Source organism: Chitinophaga silvisoli (genome assembly GCF_003412465.1).
In the GTDB taxonomy this organism is placed as follows: domain Bacteria; phylum Bacteroidota; class Bacteroidia; order Chitinophagales; family Chitinophagaceae; genus Chitinophaga; species Chitinophaga silvisoli.
Map to the genome: position 1 here is coordinate 25,344 of NZ_QTJV01000017.1, position 25,310 is coordinate 50,653.

The window sequence follows — 25,310 nt, forward strand, 5'->3', positions numbered from 1 at the left end:
AACGTTTCAGGAGAATTTTTCACGCACTGTAGCATATATCATATCAGCGAGGTGCTTATAGTAGTTATTCAGATGAAGATCCTGCGTCTTCTCATTCTCTGCCAACACATCAAATGGCATGATCTTTCCTCTGAAAAATGGCAGGGTATTTCCATAATCCGCATAATATGTCTGGAAGAAAGGAAACCTTATTAAGGACTCAAAAAATTCGTACTCATAACTTCTAAGCAATACTGGAAGAATCAAAAACCGTCCTTTCTTATTTCTCTTCACACACTCCTTCACCTTATCCTTAATATTATAATACGACAATGCAAACCCTGCGCTAACAAACAATACTGCTACATCACATTTTAAAACCTGCTCCTTTATATCCGCATCCCACTTTCCCTCACCTATATCAATACTATTATCAATCCATAGTTCAAAATCGAAATCCGGCTTATTCTTAAGATGAGCCGCCAATCCCTTAATCAACAACTCATGCAGGATCCTATCCTGCGTTCTATATAATACACAAATACGAACGGTGATCTTCTTTTGATGGATCGCATTTGTATGCCGGTTGAAAAACAGGAATTGAAAATCTTCTGTGGCTAAGGTCGCTCCATTACTCGCATCCACTTCCACCCAATGACCCTTTACTTTCTTCTTCAATGCAGGATAAGGCACATAATTTTCCTCATCAATAGAAACTTCTATACTATCATTTGGATCAATTTCTACAATACAATTGAATATTTCTGCTGCCACCACCTCATCATTATCCTGCACATGCACCTTTATCTTCCTTTCATCAACCGTATTAATACATTCAATAAATACGGTCTTTTCCTCCATAAAAAACACCAGGCCATTTTTCCAATACAGGCAATTCACATGCTTACTGCCATAGTTTGAAATCAATCGCAAAAAATTGCTATTCGGCATAAACAATGGATAACTGATCGTAACAACACAATGCATCTTTTTATACGCCAACGCAAACTCCAATGCTTTTTCATCTTTACATTTGGGAGGCAGGTATTGCGGAGCAATATATTTATTCCCCTGTTTTGACTTCACCTCGAAGATCAATCCGAAATTCTGCATCACCTTTATCCACACATCTGTAGATAACTGGTATTGGGATACAATCCGATCCACATGCGCAAAATCAAATTCATTCACCCCTTTTTCAAGGATCTCATAAATGACTTTAGTCAGCCACCTGGGATTAGTAAATATATAATCTTTCATCAGCGGATCATTCATACGATCCCGATGACGAAAACACACCACGCTACCAATATTATCCAGGTACTTTATCAAAGACTCCCTTTGAGAGGGTTCATTCATGATCCGCTCCGGCGTATCATCCAGGTGCTTGCAGATAGATTCATAATCCGAGAATGTGATATAAGGCCTTTTGATATCCTTAAAGAAAGACTTAATAAGAAAATATATTTTGGGCGTGTACATGGCAAAGTGAGGCAACTTACTGACACTCGTAAAAATACCCTCCTTCAGCGATTTGATATCCAGCTTAAATTGCGTGACACGTTCCGGTTCATTCTCATCATATACACCTATCTTATAGCAGGTGTCTTTTTCAACGTAATACTGGTCATCAGCCCGGTTATGCACCAATAATATTGAACTCCCTGCCGCATAATGCTGGATATTTTTTATCCAGTATTCTTTGGGGAAATTCCCCTTCTCTTCATCCTGAAAATCTATTTCCTTTTCCCATAGCACCAGGTAGAGAACATCCGTACTCATAAACAGGCGATGGGTAGCATGGTAAAATTCCTGTCCCCCGAAATCCCAGATATTAAAAGTAAATACATTACTCATATCGACATTCTCCGTATCCAAGTCCCTCAAGACCACAGATTCTATCACAGCTTTCGTAAAGTCTTCTGACCAATCTTTCCTTTCTACCTCCCAACTTTCTATAAGAATCCCATGGGTCCGGTTATTAATCGGGTAAAACTCATCCATTCTCAGGTAATGAGACAGCGCTGTTTTGCCAGTCTCACCATTTCCGAATAGGATACACCGCACTTCCAGGTTGATAAACCCACCCTGTCCACGGGCAATCAACCAGTCTTTGATTTGCTGGGAATCGTCACTCATTATCTGGGAAGGGATATCAAAGTAGGCCGAATTTAAAAGTAACCTGCGCCCCTGCTTGATGATTGTAAGTGTACTATCATTTGCGTAGCTTAATTCCAGGTCCTCATCCTCCTTCAACAGCCTGAGTAACTCCTGTGCCCTATTAATAGGATTAAATGATAAATTCAACAACTTAAATTGAAACAACATGGAGGTATCAGCAAGAGTAACAATGTCGTTTTGCATCAGGTACAACTCCTGTAAGGAAGGCGGATATTCAAAACTGGAGAGCTCAGTAATCCTGTTACTGGAGAGGATCAATTTTTCCAGGCGGGGAAATAACAAGAGATCAGGAATTTGAGCAATCTGATTCTCCCTCGCATCCAGTGCTGTTAAATTGGGTAAAAGTTTAAGGCTGCCTGTAAGATTCTTAATTTTATTGTTCCCAATGCCAATGTAAGATAAGGAGGGAAGCTTGCTCCAGGTACCGATTAATTCAATTTCATTAAAATCCAGACGAACGCTTTTTAAATAAGGGAAGTCTTTCAGACCACTGATCTTGCGAATGTTATTGGTAGAAAGATTTAGGTATGTCAACCTGGGGTAATAATAGTTTGTCAACAACAAATTGCCGGCAATTTCATTAATTTCTGCCAACAGGATGCAGAGCCTGGAAAAAATCGCCGCTGGCGCTAATTCAGATAGCTTGTTATTACTGACGTCAAGATAAATGAGATCCTGTGAGGCACTTAAAAACTTTAAGTCTTTAATTTTATTATTGTAAAGTACTGCCTGCCTTAAAAACGGCAATTTACCAGCTACCACTTTCTCAATATTATTATCAGCGGCATAGAGCTTCTTTAAATGCGGAAAGCTGGAAAAGAGGTTTAATGTGGATAAGCGATTATTGTTTAACAGGAGCACTTCCAAAGCGGATAACCTCGCATTACATTCGATATCCTCTATTTCGTTGCCATCTGCATGTAAGATGCGCAGACACTTTAATCCGTCAATGTTTTTTAATATTCGAATCTTATTACTGGAGAAGTCTAACACCGTCAGACCCTCCAGCTTGTTTATCTGTGGAGGAATATGATCGATGATATTATTAGCAAGGTCTAATACCCGGAGGGATGTTAATGCTTCTATTCTATCGATATCTGAAATGCGGTTGCCGCTGGCGTATAAATATCGGAGCTTAGGAGCACAGCTTAGGTTGGGCAGACTTTCAAACAAGTTATTGGATAGGTTGAGGGTTGCTAACAGGGACATTTTTTTTGGAAGTTCCCAGGAGCGGATGAAGTTATGGGATAAGTCGAGGAAGCGTAAGTGTTTGGCTTCATGGATGCCGCTTGCAGACTGGATACCATTGTGGGACAGGGAGAGCCATTCTAAGTAAGGAAATATAGATAATTCAGAAATGCCGGATAGTTTATTTCCCGATAAGTCCAGCGCACGAAGGTGCTGATGTCCTTGTAATTTTTCCAGGTGTCGGACCTTGTTGTAACTGAGGTCAAGTTTCTCTAATTTCGGAAAATGATGAAGACAATCTATTTCTTCAATACTATTGTGGGGGAGGATGAGTAATTTAATTTTTTTTAACGGGAGGAGCGGCTGAAGGGATTGGATAGACCAACTGTTGTTGCTATCCCCACCGCATACGAGTTCTTCCAGCTTGCTGAGGCATTTGAGCATAGCAGGAATTTCACTAAGATGATTTTCAATTCCCTTCAGGGTGGGGATGAGTGGTTTAAAATTGGGGTCATGAAAGTAACGAAGTGAGGGCGTGTCTTTTTGTTCTTCCCAATACCTGCCATTCGTTCTATACTTATACGCGCTATCAGGTATTAGGGAAGCGGGTTTGTGCAATTGCCAGGTATACTCGTAATTGCTAAGGACTAGTTTGGTAAGGTGGGTACATTTGGTAAGTTGCTGGCCTATTTCGGAGCCGAATTGAAAATCGATATCTTTAAGACCACACATGGAGAGGTTGAGTGTAGATTCCTTTTTGTCAAGACAGTTTTTAATCCGGGATAATGCTTTTTCCATGAATATATTTAAAAATGGGATTAGAACTTATTATTGACAGTATCGAAGATTTTATCTGCCAGATTCTTATAATAGCTATTCAGTTGTTGATCAGTTGCATCTTCATTTTCTCCCAATACATCAAAAGACATGAACTTATCCCTGATATGAGGTTTTTTAAACCCATAGTCAAGGTATTTAGCCTGGAAGAACTGGATACCAGACAATGTTTCGAAAGATGTAAAATCACAATCCCTTAACAATACTGGTAGCATAGTGAATTTATCTTCCTGCATTTTTTTAAATAAAGCGCCCACTTCCTCCTTCCTGACATAAGGAGAAGCGATGTAACTGGCGCTGACAAATAAAAGTGCGAGATCGGATTTTTCAATTTCTCTTTTAATTGCAGCATCCCAATCAGCTCCCAGGTCGATCGCCTGGTCAGTCCAGATGTGGAAATGAAAGCCAGGTCTGCATAGAAGATGAGATTGTAGTTTTTCCACCAGCAGCTTTACCAATGCTGTATCCTTATGGCTATAAGAAACAAAAATGCGGATAGTTCTTGTTGTATTCCCAATAGGATTATTATCAAAAAGATATCTAAAATCATTTACAGATAAAGGCTCTCCATTAGTCGCATCTCTCTCCAACCTTTTCCGCTGCATTTTATTTATCAGTGCAGACCGGGATACGAAATTTACCCCGTCCACTGAAATCTCCAGGTCTTCAGCCGGGTCAAATTCAACAATACGATTTAAAATTTCAGCGGCCACACTTTTATCATTCCCTTCAACACTGACTTTTATTTTCCGTTCCTGGCTGGTATTGATACATTCTATCAAAGCAATTTCCCACCTCTCCTCATATTCTCCTCCACACTCAAATTCTTCCAGATTAGACAAAGCTGCTACTACTTCCGGAATGGCAATAAAATGATTCATGTTATCCAGTACAGTTGGTATAACAGGACGTTTATCGCGCAGGAAAAAAAAGTATGTAGGATGCCATGAATTCCTATAAGGCAATTGGTTATCTACTTTTCTATACTCGTTTCTATCTCTCAGATCGATCTCAAAAAGGAGCGTGTTATCAAGCTCCCATTCATATTCCCTGTTACTTAATACTAATTTAGTAATACGGGTACATCGTGAAAGTTGTTGTCCTACCTCGCTGCTGATCCTAAGATCTTCTTCACAGTGTCCGCAGTTGCCCAGGTCTAAAACGGGTTCCTTATTGGCCAGGCACTTTTTAATGCGGGCTAAGGCTGTATTCATGAATTCAAATGGGTGTATAAACTTGATATAATCGAAAACAACATAGAAACTCCCTCCCTCCTAAGCCCTCCTACTCAAAATCCCCTATATTATTTCCATATACATGTTACATTTTCACCCTCAACGTAACATCCCATATTACCCTCTTTCCATTGTTCCAAGAGGCATTCCATCGTTATCAACTTTAAATTATATTTATAAAAATGATAAATCGTCTTAGTTTATTATTCATTACCCAGTTATTATGCGTCCAACTTTACGCGCAAGTCAAAGTAGACCAGCTCCTCACCGAAAACCTGAACAACCCTGAAAGCGTGGAAAATACCACCCCACGATTCAGCTGGAAACTCATCACCACACAAGCTAATACCACACAAACAGCTTATGAGCTAACTGTGATGTCAGGCAATAAAAGTTTGTGGAACAGTGGGAAAGTAAACTCCGACCAGTCCATTTTTGTTCCTTATGGAGGCTCCACCCTCCAATCAGGCGACAAATACAGCTGGAAAGTCCGCATCTGGGACAATAAACAAAAGGCGTCTGCCTGGTCCACACCGGCTTATTTCAGGCTCGCCCTTACGAAGGCTGACTGGAAAGCGAAATGGATCGAACCTGGCTACGAAGAAGATTCCGTATTACGCCCTTCGCCTATCTTCAAAACAACATTCAAAGCAGGTAAAAAAATAGCTTCTGGCATCGCGTACATCACCTGTCACGGTGTCTACGAAGGCACTATCAACGGCAAAAGAATTGGGGAAGCCTACCTGACCCCTGGCTTTACTGACTACGTAAAACGTCTTCAATACCAGGCATACGATGTGACTAACCTCCTTCAAAATGGAGATAACAATATCGAACTCACCCTCGGCTCCGGCTGGTTCAGGGGCATCGTAGGCTGGTGGAATCAAAACAATCACTATGGCAAAACCCTCGCTCTCCTGTACCAAATGCAGGTCACTTATACCGATGGCACTAAAGAGACCCTCATCTCAGACGAAAACTGGCAATGCTCCACCGGCAAAATCGCTTATGCTGAAATTTACAATGGCGAAACAATAGACAATCGCAAATCATCCACTACCTGGTACCCGGTCAAGGTTGTCAACTATTCCATGGACAACCTCGTACCTACTACCAGTGAACTCGTGACCAAACATGAAACCTTCAAACCACTGGCTGTCATTACAACCCCTAAAGGTGAAACGGTGATCGACTTTGGTCAGAACCTCTCCGGCTTTGTGCATTTCAAAGCCAGCGGCAAAGCAGGTGATAGCATCATATTAGAACATGGTGAAGTACTCGACAAAGCAGGTAATTTCTACAACGCCAATCTCCGTACCGCCGCGGCAAAAGATGTATTCATCTTAAATGGCAAAGGCGAAGAATACTTCGAGCCACACTTCACCTACCATGGCTTCCGCTATGTACGTGTAAAAGGCTCCGTAAAACCGGAACAAATGGAAGCAGTCGCACTCTATTCCGATTGTCCGCTGACAGGCACCTTCGAATGCTCCAATCCCATGATTAACCAATTACAACACAACATTCTCTGGAGCCAGAACGATAACTTTGTAGACATTCCTACTGATTGTCCGCAGCGGGATGAACGTCTCGGCTGGACGGGCGATGCACAAACTTTCTCCAAAACTGCCGCCTTCAATCGCAATGTGAATAACTTCTTTGCAAAGTGGCTGAAAGATTTAGCTGCGGATCAACTACCTAATGGTGCAGTACCTTTTGTAGTACCTAACTTAATGGGAGATGCCGCTGCAGCTGCTGGTTGGGCCGATGCGGCTACCGTGATTCCCTGGACCATCTACCAGGCATATGGCGATAAAAAGATGCTGTCTGATCAATATCCCTCTATGAAAGCATGGGTGGAGTTCATTAAGAGTCGTACACACAATGACCTCTGGGACAATGGTTTCCAGTTTGGCGACTGGCTCTCATACCGTGCCGATGGCTTGACTGAAAACACGGCTAATACAGATTCCTACCTGGTCGCACAATGTTATTATGCCTACTCCACCCAACTTATGATCAATGCCGCAAAGACCTTAGGCAAACAGGAAGATGTGGAAAAGTACAGTGCTTTGTTAAAGAGAATCAAAGAAGCATTCTTCACAGAATACGTCACACCAAAAGGTCGTATCATGTCGAACACCCAGACGGCCTATGTGCTGGCATTACAATTCGACCTGCTGCCTGAAAATCTTCGTCCTATTGCGGCAAAGAACCTGGCTGCGAATATTGCCAGTTATAAATATCACCTGACAACAGGTTTCCTGGGCACTTACTTCCTGACCAATGTACTTTCTAATCATGGTTATATTGATGTAGCGTATAAATTATTGTTGCAGGACACTTACCCTTCCTGGTTATATCCTGTAAAAATGGGGGCGACGACTATCTGGGAGCGCTGGGATGGTATGCGCCCTGACAGCACTTTCCAAACTACTGACATGAACTCATTCAATCACTATTCCTATGGTGCTATTGGTGAATGGATGTATAGAGTGGTGGCGGGTATAGACATGGATCCTTCAGTACCTGGCTATAAAAAGATTCGAATCAAACCCCAGCCTGGCGGAGATTTAACTTATGCTAAAGCAAGCCTGGAAACGGGTTATGGTAAAGTAGGTGTAGACTGGAAAATCAAGGATGGCAAGTTCACAATGGATGTGGAAATTCCTGCTAATACCACAGCGGAGATTTTCGTTCCTGCTACTGATGGTTATGAACAGAAGAATGTAGGTTCAGGAAAATACCATTATGAATCAGTGGGTACAACGCTCATCAATAAGGGTTTAACAGTCAAAGAGAACAAATGAAAGGCAAGGGTATATTCATCATTGCAACTGCAATATTTTCAAGTATAATTGTTAAAGCACAGGATTATCATTGGAAAGGGAGCTGGATCACTTACACAGAAGACACGACCTTCAGGCCAGCTCCCTTATTTAGAAAAGCGTTTCCTATACAAAAGGAGCTCAGAAAAGCCACTGCTTACATTTGCGGCGTAGGGCATAATATTCTTACGATAAATGGGAAGGCAGTAACTGACGCGGTATTGAGCCAGGAGTTTACCCGCTTTGATAAGACCTTATTGTATAATACTTATGATGTCACCGGCCTGCTTTCAGCAGGATCAAATTGTGTAGGTGTAGAATTAGGCAATGGTCGTTATAATGTACAGAGCTATACTATCTGGAACTTTGACAAGATCCGCTGGCGTAAATCTCCCCGTTTGCTTTTCAACCTGGCACTGGAATATACGGATGGTAGCATTGACACCTTGTCTTCAGATAGTAGCTGGACGTGCGCTACAGGACCGAGTCTTTTTAATAGTACCAATGCAGGGGAAATTTATGATGCAAGACTGGAAATACCTGGATGGAATACAGCTAGCTTCAATGATGGCAATTGGAAACACGCCTTAACGACCAGTTCTCCAGGTGGTGTGTTGAAGCCTTCCCGCATTCCTCCTATCTGTGTTATCCGCAGGATCCAACCTGTTTTAGTAAAAGACATGGGGGAGAATACCTGGTTAGTGAATATGGGAGAGAACTTCTCTGGTATGGCTGCTTTGACCGTAAATGGTCATGCAGGAGATACGGTGACCTTGCACTATGGAGAGGTGTTAACACCAGACGGGCAATTTGACCTGGTGCACAATGCAGACCAGATGGCTCCTTATCACAATGATCTATCTTTTCAAACGGATAAATACATTCTCAAAGGTGGTGGTCCTGAAACATACATTGCCCGGTTTACTTACCATGGGTATCAATATGTACTTGTAAAAGGAGCGAAGCCCAAAATAGAAGGCCTGTTTTACAGCACAGACTTCAAACCCGCTGGGCATTTCAGTAGCTCAGATACCATGCTGAATAAACTCTATGCAGCAGCTATCCAATCTTATCGTAGTAATTTCCATAGCATTCCTACGGATTGTCCTACCCGTGAAAAAAACGGCTGGACAGGCGATGCGCATGTAGCAGCGGAGACGGGATTATTCAATTTCTATACGGCAGCGGTGTATAAAAAATGGTTGGCGGATGTGAGAGATGTACAAGCGGCAGATGGCAATCTTCCTGGTATAGCGCCTACGCTTGGTATTGGCTTTCATTGGGAGAATGCGGAGGATGATGGTTTTGGACCGGCTTGGGGTGCGGCATTGCCAATTGTAAGCTGGTATTTGTATGTGTATGAAGGGGATACTGCTGTGATCAAAGAGAACTACGAGGCGATTAAGAAATATGCAGAACGATTGGTGAAACGCGCGGATCATTACATTTATAAAACGGGTTTTGGGGATTGGTTGTATATAAAAGAGACACCAATGCCGCTGGTATCCACAGCATACTTTTACACCAGTATACGGCTCTTGTCTAAGATGGCAGGGGTGATAGGCAACAAAGAAGACCAACAACATTATGGAGCGATAGCAGATAGCATCCGTATTGCTTATAATAAAACTTTTAGCAGTATAGATACAACCCAGACAGCATTGAGTTGTCCGCTTTATCTTCAGCTTACGCCTGAAAAAGATAAGAAAGCTGTAGCTGCTAAACTGGCTGCTTTAATCACTCAAAACAACTATCATCCTACATTCGGGATGCATGGAGCCAAGTTCACCTTATCAGCCCTAAGTGATAATGGCTATGCAGACGTGGCTTATAAAATGCTGACTGATACGGCGTATCCAGGCTGGGGACATTGGATTGCGAATGGAGCGACTACCTTGTATGAAGATTGGGATAGTAAGTTTTCTCATAATCATGTGATATTTGGAGATTTCTGTGCGTGGTATTTTAAAACGTTAGGCGGGATACAGGCAGATGAAAAAGCGCCGGGGTTTAAACATTTCTTTATTAAACCTGTTTTTCCTAAAGGGTTGGATTGGGTGGATGTGACGCATGAGACGAGGTATGGAAATATTGGGGTGAGATGGGAGAGAAAGGGGAAGAATATTTATATGTCAGTATCTATACCTGATGGTACTACAGCAGATGTACAGGCGTTGGGATATCAAAAAGTATTACAACCGGGACAACATGAAATAAAATTATAAAATTAAAACCTCAATTTATGCCTGATCACCGCGTTATTATTCAATTACCAGAAACTGAATTAGGAAAAGCTGATACAATTTTCAAAGTCAAAAAAGATGGAAAGCTATTAGGGACGATACATATTTCTCATGGACAGTTTGAGTATCGACCCAATGGATGGGCGCTTGATAATAGAATTAAGATAAAATGGAGTGACTTTCATGATTTAGTGGTAGCCACTAAGAAGAAATAGTTTGATATGCTGCTTCTAAATCAAACTTTTTAAAATAAAGATACGCATAAGGGTTCAGGTCTTACCAGAGAGTACCTTACCTTCCGGGGTGACCTGAACCCAGAGGAAATTTGAGCCTGCATAAAATAGCAGGCTTTTTCATTACTATAAGTAAAATTAATAATTTTCAATAATTCAATTTCAACATATTACTAAGCCACTTAACATGCAATGACTGGAATTGAATTGATCCTAATTTATCAATATACAAACAAAAAAAAATAGACCTTCAGGCATCAACCTGAAGGTCTTTTTTATTATTCTATTACTAGATCATTCATATTCACTTTACCACTTATCATCGCTATCAACTTTGCAATTATAGGGCCGCCACTTCACATCCACATGCGGCAACTCCTCCTTCATCATTTCAGCCAGCGGTTTCGAATTAAAATACCATTCCAAATCATACCCACATTCCATGGCAATTTGCATCTGATTTATGCTCTGTGCCCAGAATCGAGCCAGTGTTTGTCTTTTCCGATCCTGCATTTTAGTTCCCAGGTTCTTATTCAACATCCACTCATACCCTGTCTTCACCTCATACAACACATCTCCTCTTATCGCATCAAAATCAGCACTCAATCCCTGCTGAGTCGTTACCCTATATTCTAACCTTGTCCCACTAAACAACTTCGCATAATCAGAGTGACAAGGATAACGGCCAAATTTAGATTCAATCCATTCTGTCCTACACCTCCTTGAAGTATCATCATCCTCATCCGACCATGGCGAAGTATGTGGGAAAGGAATAGGATAAGTCACCTCACCAGGTTTAGGAGATGTCTTTTTCTTAGTACGCTTATCCGGCGATGTCCGTTTCACTGGCTCCGCCGGTTTCGCTGGCTTGGTATCAGGAGCTGCTGGTTTTGCCGGCTTTGTAGTCGGAGCCGCAGGCTTAGGTGTAGTAGTAGGCGTTGCTGGCTTCGCTGGTGTAGCAGGAGTCGCTGGTTTTACGGGTGTAGTTTTCGGCGTAGCCGGTGTCGCTGGCTTCACAGGTGTAGCTGGTTTCGCCGGAGTTGCCGGCTTAGTACCAGGTCCTGCTGGCTTGCCAGGCGTAGTTGTCGGCGTAGCCGGTGTCGCTGGCTTCGCCGGTGTAGTCGTAGGCGTAACTGGTTTCAAAGGCTTCATCGGCCCTCTCCATGAAGTAATCGGCCCCCATGGACTTGACTGTGGCTGATACGGATTCTGCTGCGTCCAGGGCTGTGGGAATGGATCCTGTGTCATCCATGGACTCGGCTGCGACCATTTATTCGTCAAGGGTGCTTTCGGCTGATGACAATTAGCAATACATACGCCCAATGGCGCTGGCAATATTGTAAAACCAAGACTTTGCAATTTAGCCTGGAAACTCGCATAACTAAACAGATCCACAGCCGCCACCACAACAACTACCCCTATCGCAACAGGAATTGCTACCGTTGCCACACCAGCACCTGCCGCAGGCGCTGCCGCCGTGGCCGTACCTTCTGCAACAGTCGTCAAGGCAGCCCCTTCAGCGGCTGTGGCAGTTGTACCCAAGCCACCTTCAATCGCGGTTAAAGCCGCAGTGCTCTCAGTAGCCGTTGCCGCCGTTGCTCCTCCTTCCACCACACTCGCAGTGCCCCACCTTACTGCAGCTTGTTCCAGCGCCGTTGTAGTACCTGACTGAGCCGCCCCTTCCACCGCTGTAGTTGCAGTAGCACGTAGTGCCCCTACTGCCAAAGGAGCCCCTGCAACACCTGCATTTGCCGGTGATACTCCACCGCCTCCTGCATTCCCCTGTGAAACTCCACCTCCACCTGTATTGGCCTGTTGCCCACTTCCCGGTTGCTGTTCAAGTCCTGCAGTGATCCTACCCGACCTATACATCTCATAAGCCTCATGCTCTGTCAACACTCTCCCACACTCTCCCCACACCCTGCAATACTGCACTGCATTTGCTTCTTTCACCAGCCCGGCCTGTCTGTAAGAACTTTCCACACTCTCTCCATATTTCTCAAACGGCACAGCCGTTCCTCCATCCGCAGGCTGCCGCTGCAACGAAGACCCTGTCTTCCCCTGCTGCTGTGTATGCGTTAATTCATGCGCCAGGAGGTGCTTGCCTTCCTTAGTCCCGGGATTATACTGCCCGCTGTTAAAATAAATATCGCTACCATGCGTAAAAGCCTTTGCCTGTATGGTACTACTCATAGATGTAGCTGCAGCATTATTATGAATCCTTACATGCGACAGATCCGCCTGAAAAGCATTCTCCATATAGCTCCGGGTGTCAGCAGCCATTGGACTTCCTCCTCCCTTAGTATCTGCCAGTTTCGATTCAAAATGGGGAGGAGCCTCGAACCCACCATCATTCGTGGCTTTACGCATTACATTTTGCTTCTTTTCTTCTTCCTCACATTTTGCACATTTTCTTTGAATAGCCGGTGCGGTATTATGACCTGCAGACATCGGCCCAACCTTGTCAGTCATCGAAGTGACCTTGTCAGCCATCGCATCTGCTTCCTGTTCATACTTATCTCCCGGACTGTTTACATTCAGTTTGGGCTGTACAACAGGGCTAAAAAAAGAGGACGAAGATTGCTGCTCTCCGAAGAAAGCAGATGATGAAGAGGAATGTGATGATTCTCTTTGGGGGTTTGAATAAAACATAACAAACATTTTAGATACTTATATCCAATATGCCATTCTCGCTAAAAAAACATTTCAATTTTTGGGGTATTCGAATATACATAGATTCTTTGGTTTGACAATTTATTCTTCAATGTTATACACTGATAAGATTAAACATAGACGACCTAAATTTAAACGCGTGGCAATAATTATTCTCCGTTAAGGTAGCGTAAAAAGTTTTCAAACAAATTATTATTTTGTAATTTCAAAAACAATAATTGAAAATCTAAATTCAGATACTATCATTTGATTTTCAATTATTTTTGTTTTTTGTTTCCTAATATATATTTGATTACTATTGTTAAATAATAGTAGAAGATCTCTTAAAAGATCCGATTCATATGTTTGTTATTTTCAATAAAATATATCAAAAGTTAAATTAATGGCAGATATCAAAATTCCTAACAAATTTTTAGGGGGATTTGAAATTATTAAAAACCTGAGTAACTCTCAGATTGAATCACTTTCTGATTTTCTTAAATCCAGGACTCCGTCAGAAAAACCGGATGGCCCTTTTGCTAGTGAAATAGTAGGTATCTCTCGTGACAATCTAACTGAAATTGTAAGTACTATATATAGTGTAATACATCTTTCAGTGAGTTATAAGATGCCATTAAATGAATTAATCAAAGACCTATCGGCCGCTTTTTTTTCCCAATCACAATCACCAATAAATGATAACCTCTCATCTAACTTGCAATTGCTTTTAGAAAATGCTAACAACTTAAAGCTTAGCGTTAAGGCAGCTGATGTAATGAGAGAAAAAGATAAAATTTATGATAGTTCAAGAGTCCTTACTGACTTAAGATATATATTCGACAACAATGATTTAAAGAGCGACAACAGGCTAGCTGTTATAATTCATAATTTGAAAATCGCATATCAGCATAATAAAAATGAAGAAGCTTTTTTTGTTGCATTGTCCTTGGACGATCTTAAAGATTTAAAGCAACAAATTGATAGAGCCATCGAAAAAGAAGAAATAATTAAGGCATATTATGCTAACCAGGAAATTGTTTTTGTTAACCTTTAATTATTCGAAATGAAACCTGAAGCATATTCTAAACCACATAATTATTTCTTGGATCAATCATGTGATTTTGATTCAGAAGAAAATTATATGATAAAACCTAATTGCAGGTTTGATAATAATAATCAGACCCAGGTAGAAAAATTATCCGATATTCCTACAAAGTTTAATTATACACCAACAAATAAAATATACTGCTATAAATACAAGCAGGAAAATGATCTCTTTTTATTAGGCTTAGCTACTTCTTATAATTCTGAGAACAGCTTCATTAAGCGTTTTAATGCTATTGATTTTAGAAGACTTATCCAACAGCTATATGATGAAAAGTTTTATGCAGATGCATGGAATATAAGCCCGCAAAACTTCAACTCTAAAATTGAAGAACTTATTGAAAGCTCCAGATACATATTAAAACTTGAAGAAGGATGGGATGACGAAAATGCGCTGGCTATCGACAAATCTATCTGGGAAACCGCAACAAATTTCTTACGGTTATATGGTAATTATTTCACTGAAACATTCTTATCTCCAATGGAATTACCAGAGATCAGTCCAACTAGAAATAATTCAATAGACCTTGAATGGAGAACTGAGAAAGGTCGATTACTTATCAACTTTAACAGTCAATCTGACCTGGCTTCATATTATGGAGACCGATATGCAAATATTGACAACATAAAAGGCACTATAGCCGTCAGTGAAGTAAAAGAATACTTAGCGGTTTGGATGAAAAATTGTTTGTAATAAATTTATGAAAGAACCTTTTATCCCAAATAAAGACCACGTCTTCTGTCGGGTAGTAGATAGCTTTATAAGCTCCAAGGACAAAAAACCTAGGGCAAGCGCATTTAGTAACACACCTAAAACCGGGAATAACCTTAGTTGCGATTGGGACAAATATTGCACAGCCGAATCTTCCCGAGCATTAATTGGAAAACAATATCGTCCTAATACCACAGAATTTAAAGACCCCTCAAAATTTTACATATATCAGCTAAATGTTGGTGAGATCCGGGGAATTAAGATTCCAGAACGGGAACAGGAGATTGAGCATGATCCATTGCTCAACGATCCGGAGATACCTGGTAGTCCCAACAATCAAGCCCATTCTATCATGATTGGAAATAAAGGGCATGAAAAGGACGATCCAGAACTTAGGCTGAAATTGGTAGAAATTGGTAGTTGGGCAATCGGACCCGCTTAATCAATATGTAATAACTGAGCGTGAAATTTAAAGGGATATTTTAAAAGTATTAATCTGAAGGATCGCTTTCCTACAAAGCTATCATCTCCTCATAATGATACTTCCCCGATCCTACAACCTCCCTCTCATACTCCCTCAAATCCCCCTTCGGCACATACACCTCCGCACTGGTATTCGCCGGCACCTCCACATCCAATATAAACTTCCCCCCCACTATCTTCCACTCAACTTTTACCTCTCCATAATAAGTCTCCAACCCCGCCTTCACATAACTAATCCCCGCCCCAGGATGCGGCATAATCCTTATCTTCTTATACCCTACCCCACTCGTATCTGTATCAATTCCCGCCATCACCCTATACATCCAATCTCCCACCGCTCCATAAGAATAATGATTAAACGAATTCATATCGGCCAACTGAAAACTTCCATCCGGCTTTATTCCATCCCAACGCTCCCAGATGGTCGTAGCTCCCATCTTCACAGGATACAACCACGAAGGATAGGTCTGCTGCAACAACAACTTATAAGCAATATCATTATACCCAAACCTTGACAGCACATGCGGTAAAAAAGGCACTCCCAAAAATCCCGTCGTTAAATGATAATCATAACTTACCACATTCTCTGCCAACATCTTTGCTGCTATTGGCCTAAACTCCTCCGGCAATAAATCAAATTGCAATGCCAATACATAAGATGTCTGTGTATTTGACAGTATACGACCATTAGGAGTCACATATTCCTTACAAAAAGCCTCCTTGATCTTATTCAAAACGCCAATATACTTTTCCACATCATCAGACTTACCCAAAGCCCTTGCTGCATTTACCAACAACTGCGTTGAATAAGCATAATAAGCCTGTGCCACCAAATAGACATCCGTCAATGCAGAACGATCTACCTCATTATAACCTGATCGATAAGACAACCAATCTCCAAACTGAAAATTCTTCCGCCACAATCCTTTTACACTTTGCGCAGTCACACAATCCACCCACGCTTTCATGTGGGGATACATATCTGTCAATACCTTCTTATCTCCATAAGCAAAATAAATATTCCAGGGAATAATAGTCACTGCATCCGACCATCCCGCTGCACCATTCCTTGAATTCTCATCCACCGCACTAAAGATATCCGGCACAATAAAAGGCACTACTCCATTCGGAAACTGTGCTACCGCCAGGTCCTGCAACCATTTCGCAAAGAAGTTATTCACCTGCCTGTTGAAAGTCGCCGTTCTTGAAAAAACCTGCGCATCACCCGTCCAGCCAAATCTTTCATTCCGCTGTGGACAATCAGTCGGCACATCCAAAAAGTTACCATTCTGGCTCCACACAATGTTATGTTGCAATTGATTCACCAAAGAATCAGAACACTCAAAGTACCCCGTCTGCGGCATATCAGAATAAATAGCCACCGCTTCAATTTGATCCGCCTGCAAAATAGAAGGATCAAAGTCCTTAATGCCACTAATCCTTGCATACCTAAATCCGTGGAAAGTAAAATGCGGTTCAAAAGATTCCTCTTCGCCTCCTTTTAAAATGTAAATATCCCGTTGCTTTGCAGAACGTAGATTAGCGGTATAAAAATTACCTTCCTGGTCTAAAATCTCCGCATGCTCTACAGCAAGGATACTCCCGGCGGCACCTTTGATCTTTAATCGTGCAAAGCCAACAAGATTCTGCCCGAAGTCAACGATTGTCTCACCATTAGGAGCCTTAAAAATCTTAAGCGGCTTGAAAGTCTCATGTGCCCTCACAGGTTCATTGATAGTAGCTACCAGGTTATCAAAAGGAAGCTCCAGAACTTTTACAGGAGTCGCAGGTTTCGGTTTGAAAGTATGATCTATAATTTCACCATTATAAATTTCAGCGTACCTGATCTGGCTCTCTGTTGCCTGCCAGCTGGTATCACTGTTAATATATTCTTTAGATCCGTCAGTATACTGGATCTCTGCCTGGAACAGCAGGGCGGGCAACTTACCATACATATTATTTTGTCCCCACCATCCGAGCTTACCTCTATACCAACCTGCGCCAATCGTTACCTGGATATTATTGTTCCCTTTTTGCAGGAGGTCAGTGATATCATATACCTGGTATTGCAGGCGTTGATGATAAGAAGTCCAGCCTGGAGTGAGTAGGTCACTGCCGATCTTTTTATCATTGATCGTCGCAAAATATACTCCATGACAAGTAATGTAAGCAATAGCTGATTTGATTTTTTTACCTGGCTGGAAGTTTTTCATAAATACAGGAGAGGGACGCATGATGCTATCTTCCTTGTATCCAGGGGTGATCCATTTCGCTTTCCAGTCGGATGGAGAGAGCAACCCCATTCTAAAAAAGGCAGTATTAGTAGCTTGTTTTCCTTTATTATCCCAGACTGTGACAGACCATTTATATTGGGCACCTGATTTTAAAGCCGGGCCGGCGTAGGTAATATTGACAGATTGATCGATGCTCTTTTTTCCACTCGTCCAGACTAATTCCTTTCCCTCATAGACTTTCAAATCATACGCTTTTTGTAAAACGTTTCTTTCCGGGCTTTGAAGTTGCCAGCTAAAGCGGGGAGCTTTATTGTCAACACTTGCAGGATTGGGCAGGTTTTCAGTAAGCAGGTGAGTGATTTTTAACTGGCTGAATACTACATTTGAAAATAAGGATAGTACCAGTGTGATCACCCATAATTTTATGGTCGATTGAGGTGACATATTAATTCTCCTTTGTATTTAAATACTATTTATTTAATGTAATTACTTTCACTGCGAAATGGTAACACAGGCTTTTGGATAAATATCCAGCAAGAAAAAGGGCTTCGAGGTAATAAACCGAAAATGTTATATAATTCCCGGCATTGCAATAAATTTACTTGTTATGAGAAAAATAATACTCCTGCTTTTACTACTTAGTTACCTATCCCCGCTGATCCATGCCCAGGAAATCATCCCTCTCTATAAGGACTCCATTCCGGGTGCACGGGCAAAAACAGAGATACCGGACCTGACGGTATATCTTCCCCAAGGAACGCAGCACACAAAAACCGGTATCTTAATCATCCCTGGTGGAGGCTATGGCTTTGTATCCTCCATCAAAGAAGGATCTGAAATCGCCACCTACTTTGCTTCAAAAGGCATTGCTGCCTTTGTATTAAAATACAGGCTGCCGACCGACTCCACTATGCGGGAGAAGAAGACTGGTCCCATCCAGGATGCACAGCGGGCGCTGCAAATCATCAGGATGAATGCAGGAAAATGGGGCGTGGATAACAATAAGATAGGTGTGATAGGATTCTCCGCAGGCGGGCACCTGGCATCTACCTTAGGAACGCATTTCAACAGGTCATTTATATCAAATGAAAACAAGGTAAATCTCCGTCCTGATTTCATGATTCTTGTCTACCCTGTAATCAGTATGAAACAGGAGTTAACCCATGCAGGTTCAAGAATGAACCTACTTGGGAAAACTCCTGCTAACGAAGATGTCAATTATTTCTCCAACGAAGAACAGGTAACAGCGACTACACCGCCTACTTACCTCACACATACCGGTGACGATAAAGTGGTGTCTGTGCAGAATAGCATCGCTTTCTACCAGGCGCTGTTAAAAAATCATGTATCCGCAGAAATGCTCTTAGTCCCGGAAGGAGACCACGGTTTTATCTTTAAGATAAAACAAGAGGAGTACATGGATCCGATATTTCTGTGGATGAGAAAAGGTGGTTGGTTAGATGAATAAATGTTGCTTTTTTCTTCACCGATTAAAATCTTCCTTTATAGTATAGTGGTCTTCCTGTTCCCTTAAGAATGGGCTTTTCACCTAAGACGAGGCTTTCTCTAAAGTATAGGCTTTAATCTTAAGAATGTGCTTTGCCTGAAGGAAAGGCTTTGTCTTAAACATAGGCTTCTCTCTTAAGAATGGGAAGACTCACTCGTAATTCTCTCAGCTTGTCTCAGCGCAGGCTCACTCCTTTCTACAGGTGGTAAGAATTGTTTTTTACCTCTCACATGTACTTCAGGTGTGATGCCATCGAACAATTTAAACTTAGCCAGTCCCGTTCTTTGCAGGAAGCATTTCAGGCTGACTGCTAATACCCCCATTCCATACACCGCACTACGTCTAAAATTGATAGAAGACGCTTCTTCAAAGTATTTGGTAGGACAGGTTACTTCAGCGATTTCAAACCCTTTGTAACAAATCTGTCCCAACATTTCATTGTCGAAAACGAAGTCGTCAGAATTGGATTCCCATGGAATGGCTTCCAACACACTTCTATCGAAAGCACGATAACCTGTGTGGTATTCTGACAATTTCTGTCTCATCAACGTATTCTGACTAATGGTCAGGAAACGGTTAAAGAAGTATTTGTAATAGGGCATACCGCCTTTCAATGCACCGCGGCCAAGGATACGGGATCCAAGGACAACGGGGTATACACCTTTGGCGATGATGGAAGCCATAGCTTCGATGAGGAGAGGGGTGTACTGGTAATCGGGATGGAGCATGATGATGATATCAGCACCGAGTTCTAATGCGCGTTTATAGCAGGATTTTTGGTTACCACCATATCCCTTGTTTTTCTCATGACAGATTATGTGTACGATACCGATTTCCTTGGCGACAGCGACAGTGTTGTCTTTGCTGGCATCATCAACGAGAATGACATCATCTACGAGAGAGCGGTCGATTTCATCATAAGTGATTTTTAAGGTTTTGCCGGCATTGTAAGCTGGTAATACAACAAGGATTTTCTTACCATTTATCATAAGCTATGATTGACAAGGTTAACAATGTATAGTCAATCAAATTTATCTCAGCAGGGTGCATTTACTCCTCATTGGAAGCGATTTGGAATTATACTCCCGATGTATGATATGGAGGGCGGTGTGTCTATAGTTTTTGGGAGATGGAGGGGCGATTAAAAACTTAAAGATTTAAAATGGAAGATAAGAGATAGAACATTTGAGATTGGACATGGGGAATTAAAATTCAAGATTGAGGCACTGAAATTGGACATGGAAATTAATTTCGAAATTGGAGCACTGAAATTGGACATGGGGGATTAGGATTGGAAATTGGGGATTAGCATTCGCCCTCATAATTTTCACCTACATAATTGATACGTTTCTAATTTTCAGTTTCCTCATTACTTAATTCCCCAAAAGCTATTCACGACAACTCTGGTATTGAACATTTCTCTATTTTCAAATTAACAAATAACCTTCATCCAATTCCCTCACCATGCGCAACAACTTTGTATCCCAGATCGACGCGTTCTATAGCAAAATGACCAAGGACCCTAAAATCTCTGCCAATCATATCACAACTTATCTTGCCCTCGCCAATTTATGGAGCCTGAATAGCTACGCTCCTACATTCAATGTAACACCGGAAGAAATAATATGCCATGCAAAACTTGAAAGTCCCCAGGAATTGCGTGCCTGCCTGAAATATCTCGAAAAAGCTAAATATATCAAGATCTATCCCACCAGGATCCCTTCCAACGGTATCGGGATAAAATTAATCTCCCTGTATAAAAATGGCACCCATAACCCCCAGAATGATAGCAGAATTATCAAATAGATAATACACTTATAATCAACAAAATAAAAGCAAAAACATAGATAATAAAATCAACCTTTATTTCACTGTATCCCCCAACAGGAGATGATTTAATCGTAAACGCGCCGGGGATATGCCTATATTTCCGGCCTTTTTTGCTGCCAGGCACTCTCCCAAAAAAATTATTAAACTTTTTTGCTTTAGACTCATACTTTTTGAACATCAGCTTTGTCTTACTTATACCCTCTAAAATGAACCAGGCTGATATTCATGTCAGCCATGCTCTTTGCTTTCCCTTTTTAACCTCAAAGACACCTGGCATTATATAAAAACCAGGAGTCACGTATGCGGGAAAGCCGCATACAAGTGCAGACCTCATTATTAACCAGGTTGTCTTGCCATACGAAGACAACGAACCCCGAAATTGTTTGAAATTATTACCCACATCACCCATTCAGCCACCACGAAGGAGCGCCTTCGTACGGTGGCTGATCGGTGGTTGTTTAAAGAAGCTTCTCCAGATAATTTATAATGCTTAACATCCTATTAACGGCTTGGTTAGTGATTATTACGATAATTGTAAAAGACTGTCTTATTTCATTGAATGGACTGTCCGACTCATACACATCATAAATTGTCATTGTGATCACCAATCCTAAGATAAAAAACACATTTCTTTGCATCACAGATCGCCATTCGACCTTATTAGCGGCTATGGTATGCTCATACCTAATAGAAGATGCTTATTATTTACCATTATTTGAAATCCAAAAGGTGACTGTACCGAGAAATTTCCCAATAACGACACCTCAAGATCAACATACCTTTTCGCAACAAAGAGCATTAGAAGTGGCAACCCATATCCGTAACGCAATAGTACGGCTAAATGGCTGCGAAAATATTATTGTAATTGGGCTTAGTGATGATCAAAAGAGTTATTTAGAATTGCCCGACGGTCTTAATATTATATCAATAAATCACCAAGAAGATATAGACTTCCTATTATCGCCATTCTTTGAACAAAAACCAATATTAAACTGCAGACCTGAAGATGTGCTAAACGGGCTTTACGAGGCAGTAAAAAGTAAACGCTGGTTAAATATTGATTCAAATGCTGAAAAATTTGAACAATCTACAAGTAAAGCTACAAGCTGTGTGGTTATAGAAAATGACGGAACTTCTGGACCTATCGTTGCGGTTAACTATGCTCTTTCTATAAATGCTGACATCATAATTGTATCTCCCATAACTGGGGAAGAAATAAAGGATATTAAAGACCAATTAGCTAAATGGAAAACTAATAATATAATCGCAAGGCAAAATTTGGACAATTATATAACAAGCAGAATTGGTGGAGTAAATTTCTCCCTATATAATTATACTACATTTTTTACCGCTGGTATTCCATATTCCCTATTATTAGGTAAGCATACTGTTTGTACTTATGTCCACTTAGAATTCTCCCCTGATCTCTTTACATTTACAAATATCTTATTTGCGGATGCTCCAGGTACAGGAACGGCGCTGCTATTCTCCCCAATTGATTTTAATCCCCCTTTACCAGCTGTAGAACTAGAAATTAATCAAGTAACCACCTTAATGCATGAAATGAATTATCAAGTAAAACAGCTTTGTGGAAAGGAAGCTTCTATATACAATCTGTCACAATACTTGGAATTCTATCCATTCGATGTTTTACATTTTAGTAGCCACGGAGGTGAGATACCTGGTATTAGAATTAAATCAGAATTTATAGATAAAACAGGCAAACAGCACTCTTTAGTGTACGACCACGTAAGATCAATTGTAGTAACTCCATGGTATAATGAAAACGGCCCTATTATAGAAATTAAGCATATGGTCTTCCCTCTATCTTATAATGGTTACGATGTTGGCAGCCCCGAACTAGCGGATCAACAATATTCAGCAGAATTTTTTATCGAATGCCAAAATGTGATAGCTGAAAATAGGACTATTAAGGATACCCTAATAGAAGAAATTAAAGCAGTACCGAATTCCCGTTCAATTATGTGTAGCGATGGTAGCTTCTATGGTATCTTCAGGCATCTAGCAGGTGATATGAAGCCATTCATTTTTAACAATACTTGTTGGTCATGGGGAGAAATTGTTGAGTCATTTATTAAAAAAGGAGCCAGGGGCTATATTGGGACTCTATGGGAAGTGAATGACAATGCTGCTGCTAATACGGCTATATCTTTTTATAAGAATGTTAAAACAATGCCTACCGCCGATGCATTGCAGGATGCAGCAAATATGTGCCAATTAGACGATGACAAAAACATCTATATTATCTTTGGCTTCCCATTTACAAAACTACATCAGAGTACTTCAAAACACGATTCCAAACGTAAACTACGCTGGAAATTAGAAAGAGACAAAGAATATTGGATTAGAACTAAGCAATCCGCAACCAATGCTAACCTTCGCAACGAAATAGATAAAATTATTTCTTGGCATACTACATCTATTAGCAGTTTGGATAATTCTGTTTTATGAAAAAACAAGTATGAACCCTAAACAATAAAATATTTATACACTAACACTTATAAACTCCCTCCACCTCTCCGCCAACGCCTCCCTATCAGGCCTCGTCCCATCTCTCCTTCTCCTTAGCACCACGCCATCCAAATACTCATACTCACTACCCCTCAATTTATTACCTATCCGCACTTTTAAAGTATCCGGCTCAATCCCAATCAAATTCGCATCAAACAAATTATGCAAATCAGCTCTCATCAAAAGCCCATTCGTAGATTGATTATTCCCCCTTACATTATGAGGTTCTATATGACAAGCAATTAATACCTCCTCTACTGAAGACCCAGTTATACAACAACACCCGTCATACAACTTTATTAACCCATCCTTCAACTTCTTCTGTCCATCCCTTACACGTCTAAGAGCAGATACCACTTTTTTAAGTACATCATTAGGAGCTTCACTATTTAAAACCACCTCCTTAATCACTTCATCAGTTTCCTTTTCACCGATAGTCTTAATCAAATCCCACACAATCATTACTGGTGTAGAAGGTTCATGATTAACAGCAATCCCCAGGCCTTGGTACAAAAACGGGCTCCTATCCTGTTCCCTCGTAAAAATATGAACAGGCACCTTTCTGCTCAACAACTCTTTAATAGAGTTCTGGCCTACATGTGATTCGGTCTTTCCATACCAAACTAATAAATCATCTCCTCCCCAATGATTATCATAATCATGCCCCGTCCGACCAGCTACTCCAATATTTGCAAAAATATAGTAGCTGCCATCGTACTTAGTATAACCAGTGTTCCAAGAGCCCTTTTGCTTTTCAGGGGGTACTGACAATGCCCTATAAATATCTTCTTTGAAATATTTCTCGTTGGGTATAAGCATAACTTCGCAGTGTAAAATCAACTGCTAATTTACAAATTTGAACACCCAATTATCATTTCTAACATTATATAATTTCTTATAATGTCTAACAAATAACCAAACAAACACGTATTATATGACTACCCCCATCAACATCCTGGGTCCCGCCATCGGCATGGCTCCCAGCATTCTAATCCTTCTATGGGTACAACACGAAAAAAGCTCCGACAGCTTCCTCTAAACGCCGCCCAACCCACAGGGTCATCGTCTTCATCGCCGCCGTAAACCCTGCCGGCATGGCCGCATCCCTAAAAGCAGCCATCCCCCAGATCAAAAAACACCGTACGCCTCAGACATATGGAAACCACGTCTTCCAGGTGAATGATCTGAAATTTGAAGAGAAAAGAATCTTCTACGCAGCCCCAACTTCCTGCAAGTCTTCAACTTCCCCTTTATAAAAGGAGCCCCCAAACAACACTCGACAGGATAAACGGCATCCTCATCACCCAAGACATGGCCACAAAATACTTCGGTACAGCAAACGGAATCGGGAAAACACTCAAAATCGACAACTCATACCAGGTCACCGTCACAGGAGTATTGGCTAACATTCCTACCAACTCACACCTGCAATTTGACTTCATCCTTCCAATGCCCCCCATTGCGCATACCCGTAAAGACTTAATCAAAAACACCAGGAGCAGCTTTAATTGCTAATGCTATATCCAACTGGA

Annotated in this window: 17 protein-coding genes; 11 read left to right on the top strand and 6 right to left on the bottom strand. The window is 41.2% G+C overall.

The features are described 5' to 3' along the window. Positions 1-6: 6 nt before the first annotated feature. Positions 7-4,146 carry a leucine-rich repeat domain-containing protein gene (locus DXN04_RS30825; protein WP_116857281.1) on the bottom strand — a complete coding sequence of 1,380 codons (4,140 nt, stop codon included), beginning with the start codon at positions 4,144-4,146 and terminating at the stop codon, positions 7-9. Between the two features lie 20 nt (positions 4,147-4,166). Next, positions 4,167-5,399: a toll/interleukin-1 receptor domain-containing protein gene (locus DXN04_RS30830; protein ID WP_116857282.1), complete on the bottom strand. Its 1,233-nt coding sequence runs from the start codon at positions 5,397-5,399 to the stop codon at positions 4,167-4,169. Between the two features lie 203 nt (positions 5,400-5,602). On the opposite strand from DXN04_RS30830, the gene DXN04_RS30835 reads away from it, so the two are divergent. Genes DXN04_RS30835 through DXN04_RS30845 form a run of 3 tightly spaced genes read left to right on the top strand, consistent with a single transcriptional unit; the run spans position 5,603 to position 10,706 of the window. Continuing rightward, a complete protein-coding gene (locus tag DXN04_RS30835; protein ID WP_116857283.1) occupies positions 5,603-8,230 on the top strand; it encodes a family 78 glycoside hydrolase catalytic domain in 2,628 nt (875 codons plus the stop codon). Then, a complete protein-coding gene (locus DXN04_RS30840; RefSeq protein WP_116857284.1) occupies positions 8,227-10,473 on the top strand; it encodes a family 78 glycoside hydrolase catalytic domain in 2,247 nt (748 codons plus the stop codon). The genes DXN04_RS30835 and DXN04_RS30840 overlap by 4 nt, the downstream gene beginning before the upstream one ends. Before the next feature lie 17 nt (positions 10,474-10,490). Next, positions 10,491-10,706 carry a hypothetical protein gene (locus tag DXN04_RS30845; RefSeq protein ID WP_116857285.1) on the top strand — a complete coding sequence of 72 codons (216 nt, stop codon included), beginning with the start codon at positions 10,491-10,493 and terminating at the stop codon, positions 10,704-10,706. A gap of 327 nt (positions 10,707-11,033) precedes the next feature. Here the strand turns inward: DXN04_RS30845 and DXN04_RS30850 are convergent, their stop codons facing one another. Continuing rightward, positions 11,034-13,376, bottom strand: a complete 2,343-nt coding sequence (locus DXN04_RS30850; protein WP_158569246.1) for an eCIS core domain-containing protein — start codon at positions 13,374-13,376, stop codon at positions 11,034-11,036. A gap of 403 nt (positions 13,377-13,779) precedes the next feature. Here DXN04_RS30850 and DXN04_RS30855 point away from each other — a divergent pair, with 403 nt between their 5' ends. The 3 genes from DXN04_RS30855 to DXN04_RS30865 are packed head-to-tail and all read left to right on the top strand — an operon-like array spanning position 13,780 to position 15,634. After that, the gene (locus DXN04_RS30855) at positions 13,780-14,430 is read left to right on the top strand and encodes a hypothetical protein (RefSeq protein WP_116857287.1); all 651 of its coding nucleotides are present in this window, start codon (positions 13,780-13,782) and stop codon (positions 14,428-14,430) included. Positions 14,431-14,439: 9 nt separating this feature from the next. Beyond that, positions 14,440-15,174 (top strand): hypothetical protein, encoded by a 735-nt coding sequence (locus DXN04_RS30860; protein WP_116857288.1) that lies wholly within the window; start codon positions 14,440-14,442, stop codon positions 15,172-15,174. A gap of 7 nt (positions 15,175-15,181) precedes the next feature. Then, positions 15,182-15,634 carry a hypothetical protein gene (locus DXN04_RS30865; RefSeq protein ID WP_116857289.1) on the top strand — a complete coding sequence of 151 codons (453 nt, stop codon included), beginning with the start codon at positions 15,182-15,184 and terminating at the stop codon, positions 15,632-15,634. A gap of 70 nt (positions 15,635-15,704) precedes the next feature. On the opposite strand, the gene DXN04_RS30870 is transcribed toward DXN04_RS30865, so the two are convergent. Further along, the gene (locus tag DXN04_RS30870; protein WP_116857290.1) at positions 15,705-18,353 is read right to left on the bottom strand and encodes an alpha-L-rhamnosidase; all 2,649 of its coding nucleotides are present in this window, start codon (positions 18,351-18,353) and stop codon (positions 15,705-15,707) included. Positions 18,354-18,516: 163 nt separating this feature from the next. Between DXN04_RS30870 and DXN04_RS30875 the strand changes: the two genes are divergently transcribed. Beyond that, complete coding sequence (locus DXN04_RS30875) at positions 18,517-19,377, top strand: alpha/beta hydrolase (RefSeq protein ID WP_116857291.1); 861 nt, start codon at positions 18,517-18,519, stop codon at positions 19,375-19,377. 173 nt (positions 19,378-19,550) lie between these two features. On the opposite strand, the gene DXN04_RS30880 is transcribed toward DXN04_RS30875, so the two are convergent. Then, positions 19,551-20,405: a glycosyltransferase family 2 protein gene (locus tag DXN04_RS30880; RefSeq protein ID WP_116857292.1), complete on the bottom strand. Its 855-nt coding sequence runs from the start codon at positions 20,403-20,405 to the stop codon at positions 19,551-19,553. 475 nt (positions 20,406-20,880) lie between these two features. On the opposite strand from DXN04_RS30880, the gene DXN04_RS30885 reads away from it, so the two are divergent. Next, positions 20,881-21,222: a hypothetical protein gene (locus DXN04_RS30885; protein WP_147320111.1), complete on the top strand. Its 342-nt coding sequence runs from the start codon at positions 20,881-20,883 to the stop codon at positions 21,220-21,222. A 621-nt stretch (positions 21,223-21,843) separates the two neighbouring features. After that, positions 21,844-23,718: a CHAT domain-containing protein gene (locus DXN04_RS30895; RefSeq protein ID WP_147320112.1), complete on the top strand. Its 1,875-nt coding sequence runs from the start codon at positions 21,844-21,846 to the stop codon at positions 23,716-23,718. Positions 23,719-23,751: 33 nt separating this feature from the next. Here the strand turns inward: DXN04_RS30895 and DXN04_RS30900 are convergent, their stop codons facing one another. Next, a complete protein-coding gene (locus DXN04_RS30900; protein WP_116857296.1) occupies positions 23,752-24,597 on the bottom strand; it encodes an HNH endonuclease in 846 nt (281 codons plus the stop codon). 275 nt (positions 24,598-24,872) lie between these two features. Between DXN04_RS30900 and DXN04_RS34970 the strand changes: the two genes are divergently transcribed. Beyond that, a complete protein-coding gene (locus DXN04_RS34970) occupies positions 24,873-25,034 on the top strand; it encodes a hypothetical protein (RefSeq protein WP_158569247.1) in 162 nt (53 codons plus the stop codon). Next, the gene (locus DXN04_RS35665) at positions 24,970-25,293 is read left to right on the top strand and encodes an ABC transporter permease (RefSeq protein WP_262512547.1); all 324 of its coding nucleotides are present in this window, start codon (positions 24,970-24,972) and stop codon (positions 25,291-25,293) included. Before DXN04_RS34970 ends, DXN04_RS35665 begins: the two co-directional genes overlap by 65 nt. Positions 25,294-25,310: the final 17 nt, after the last annotated feature.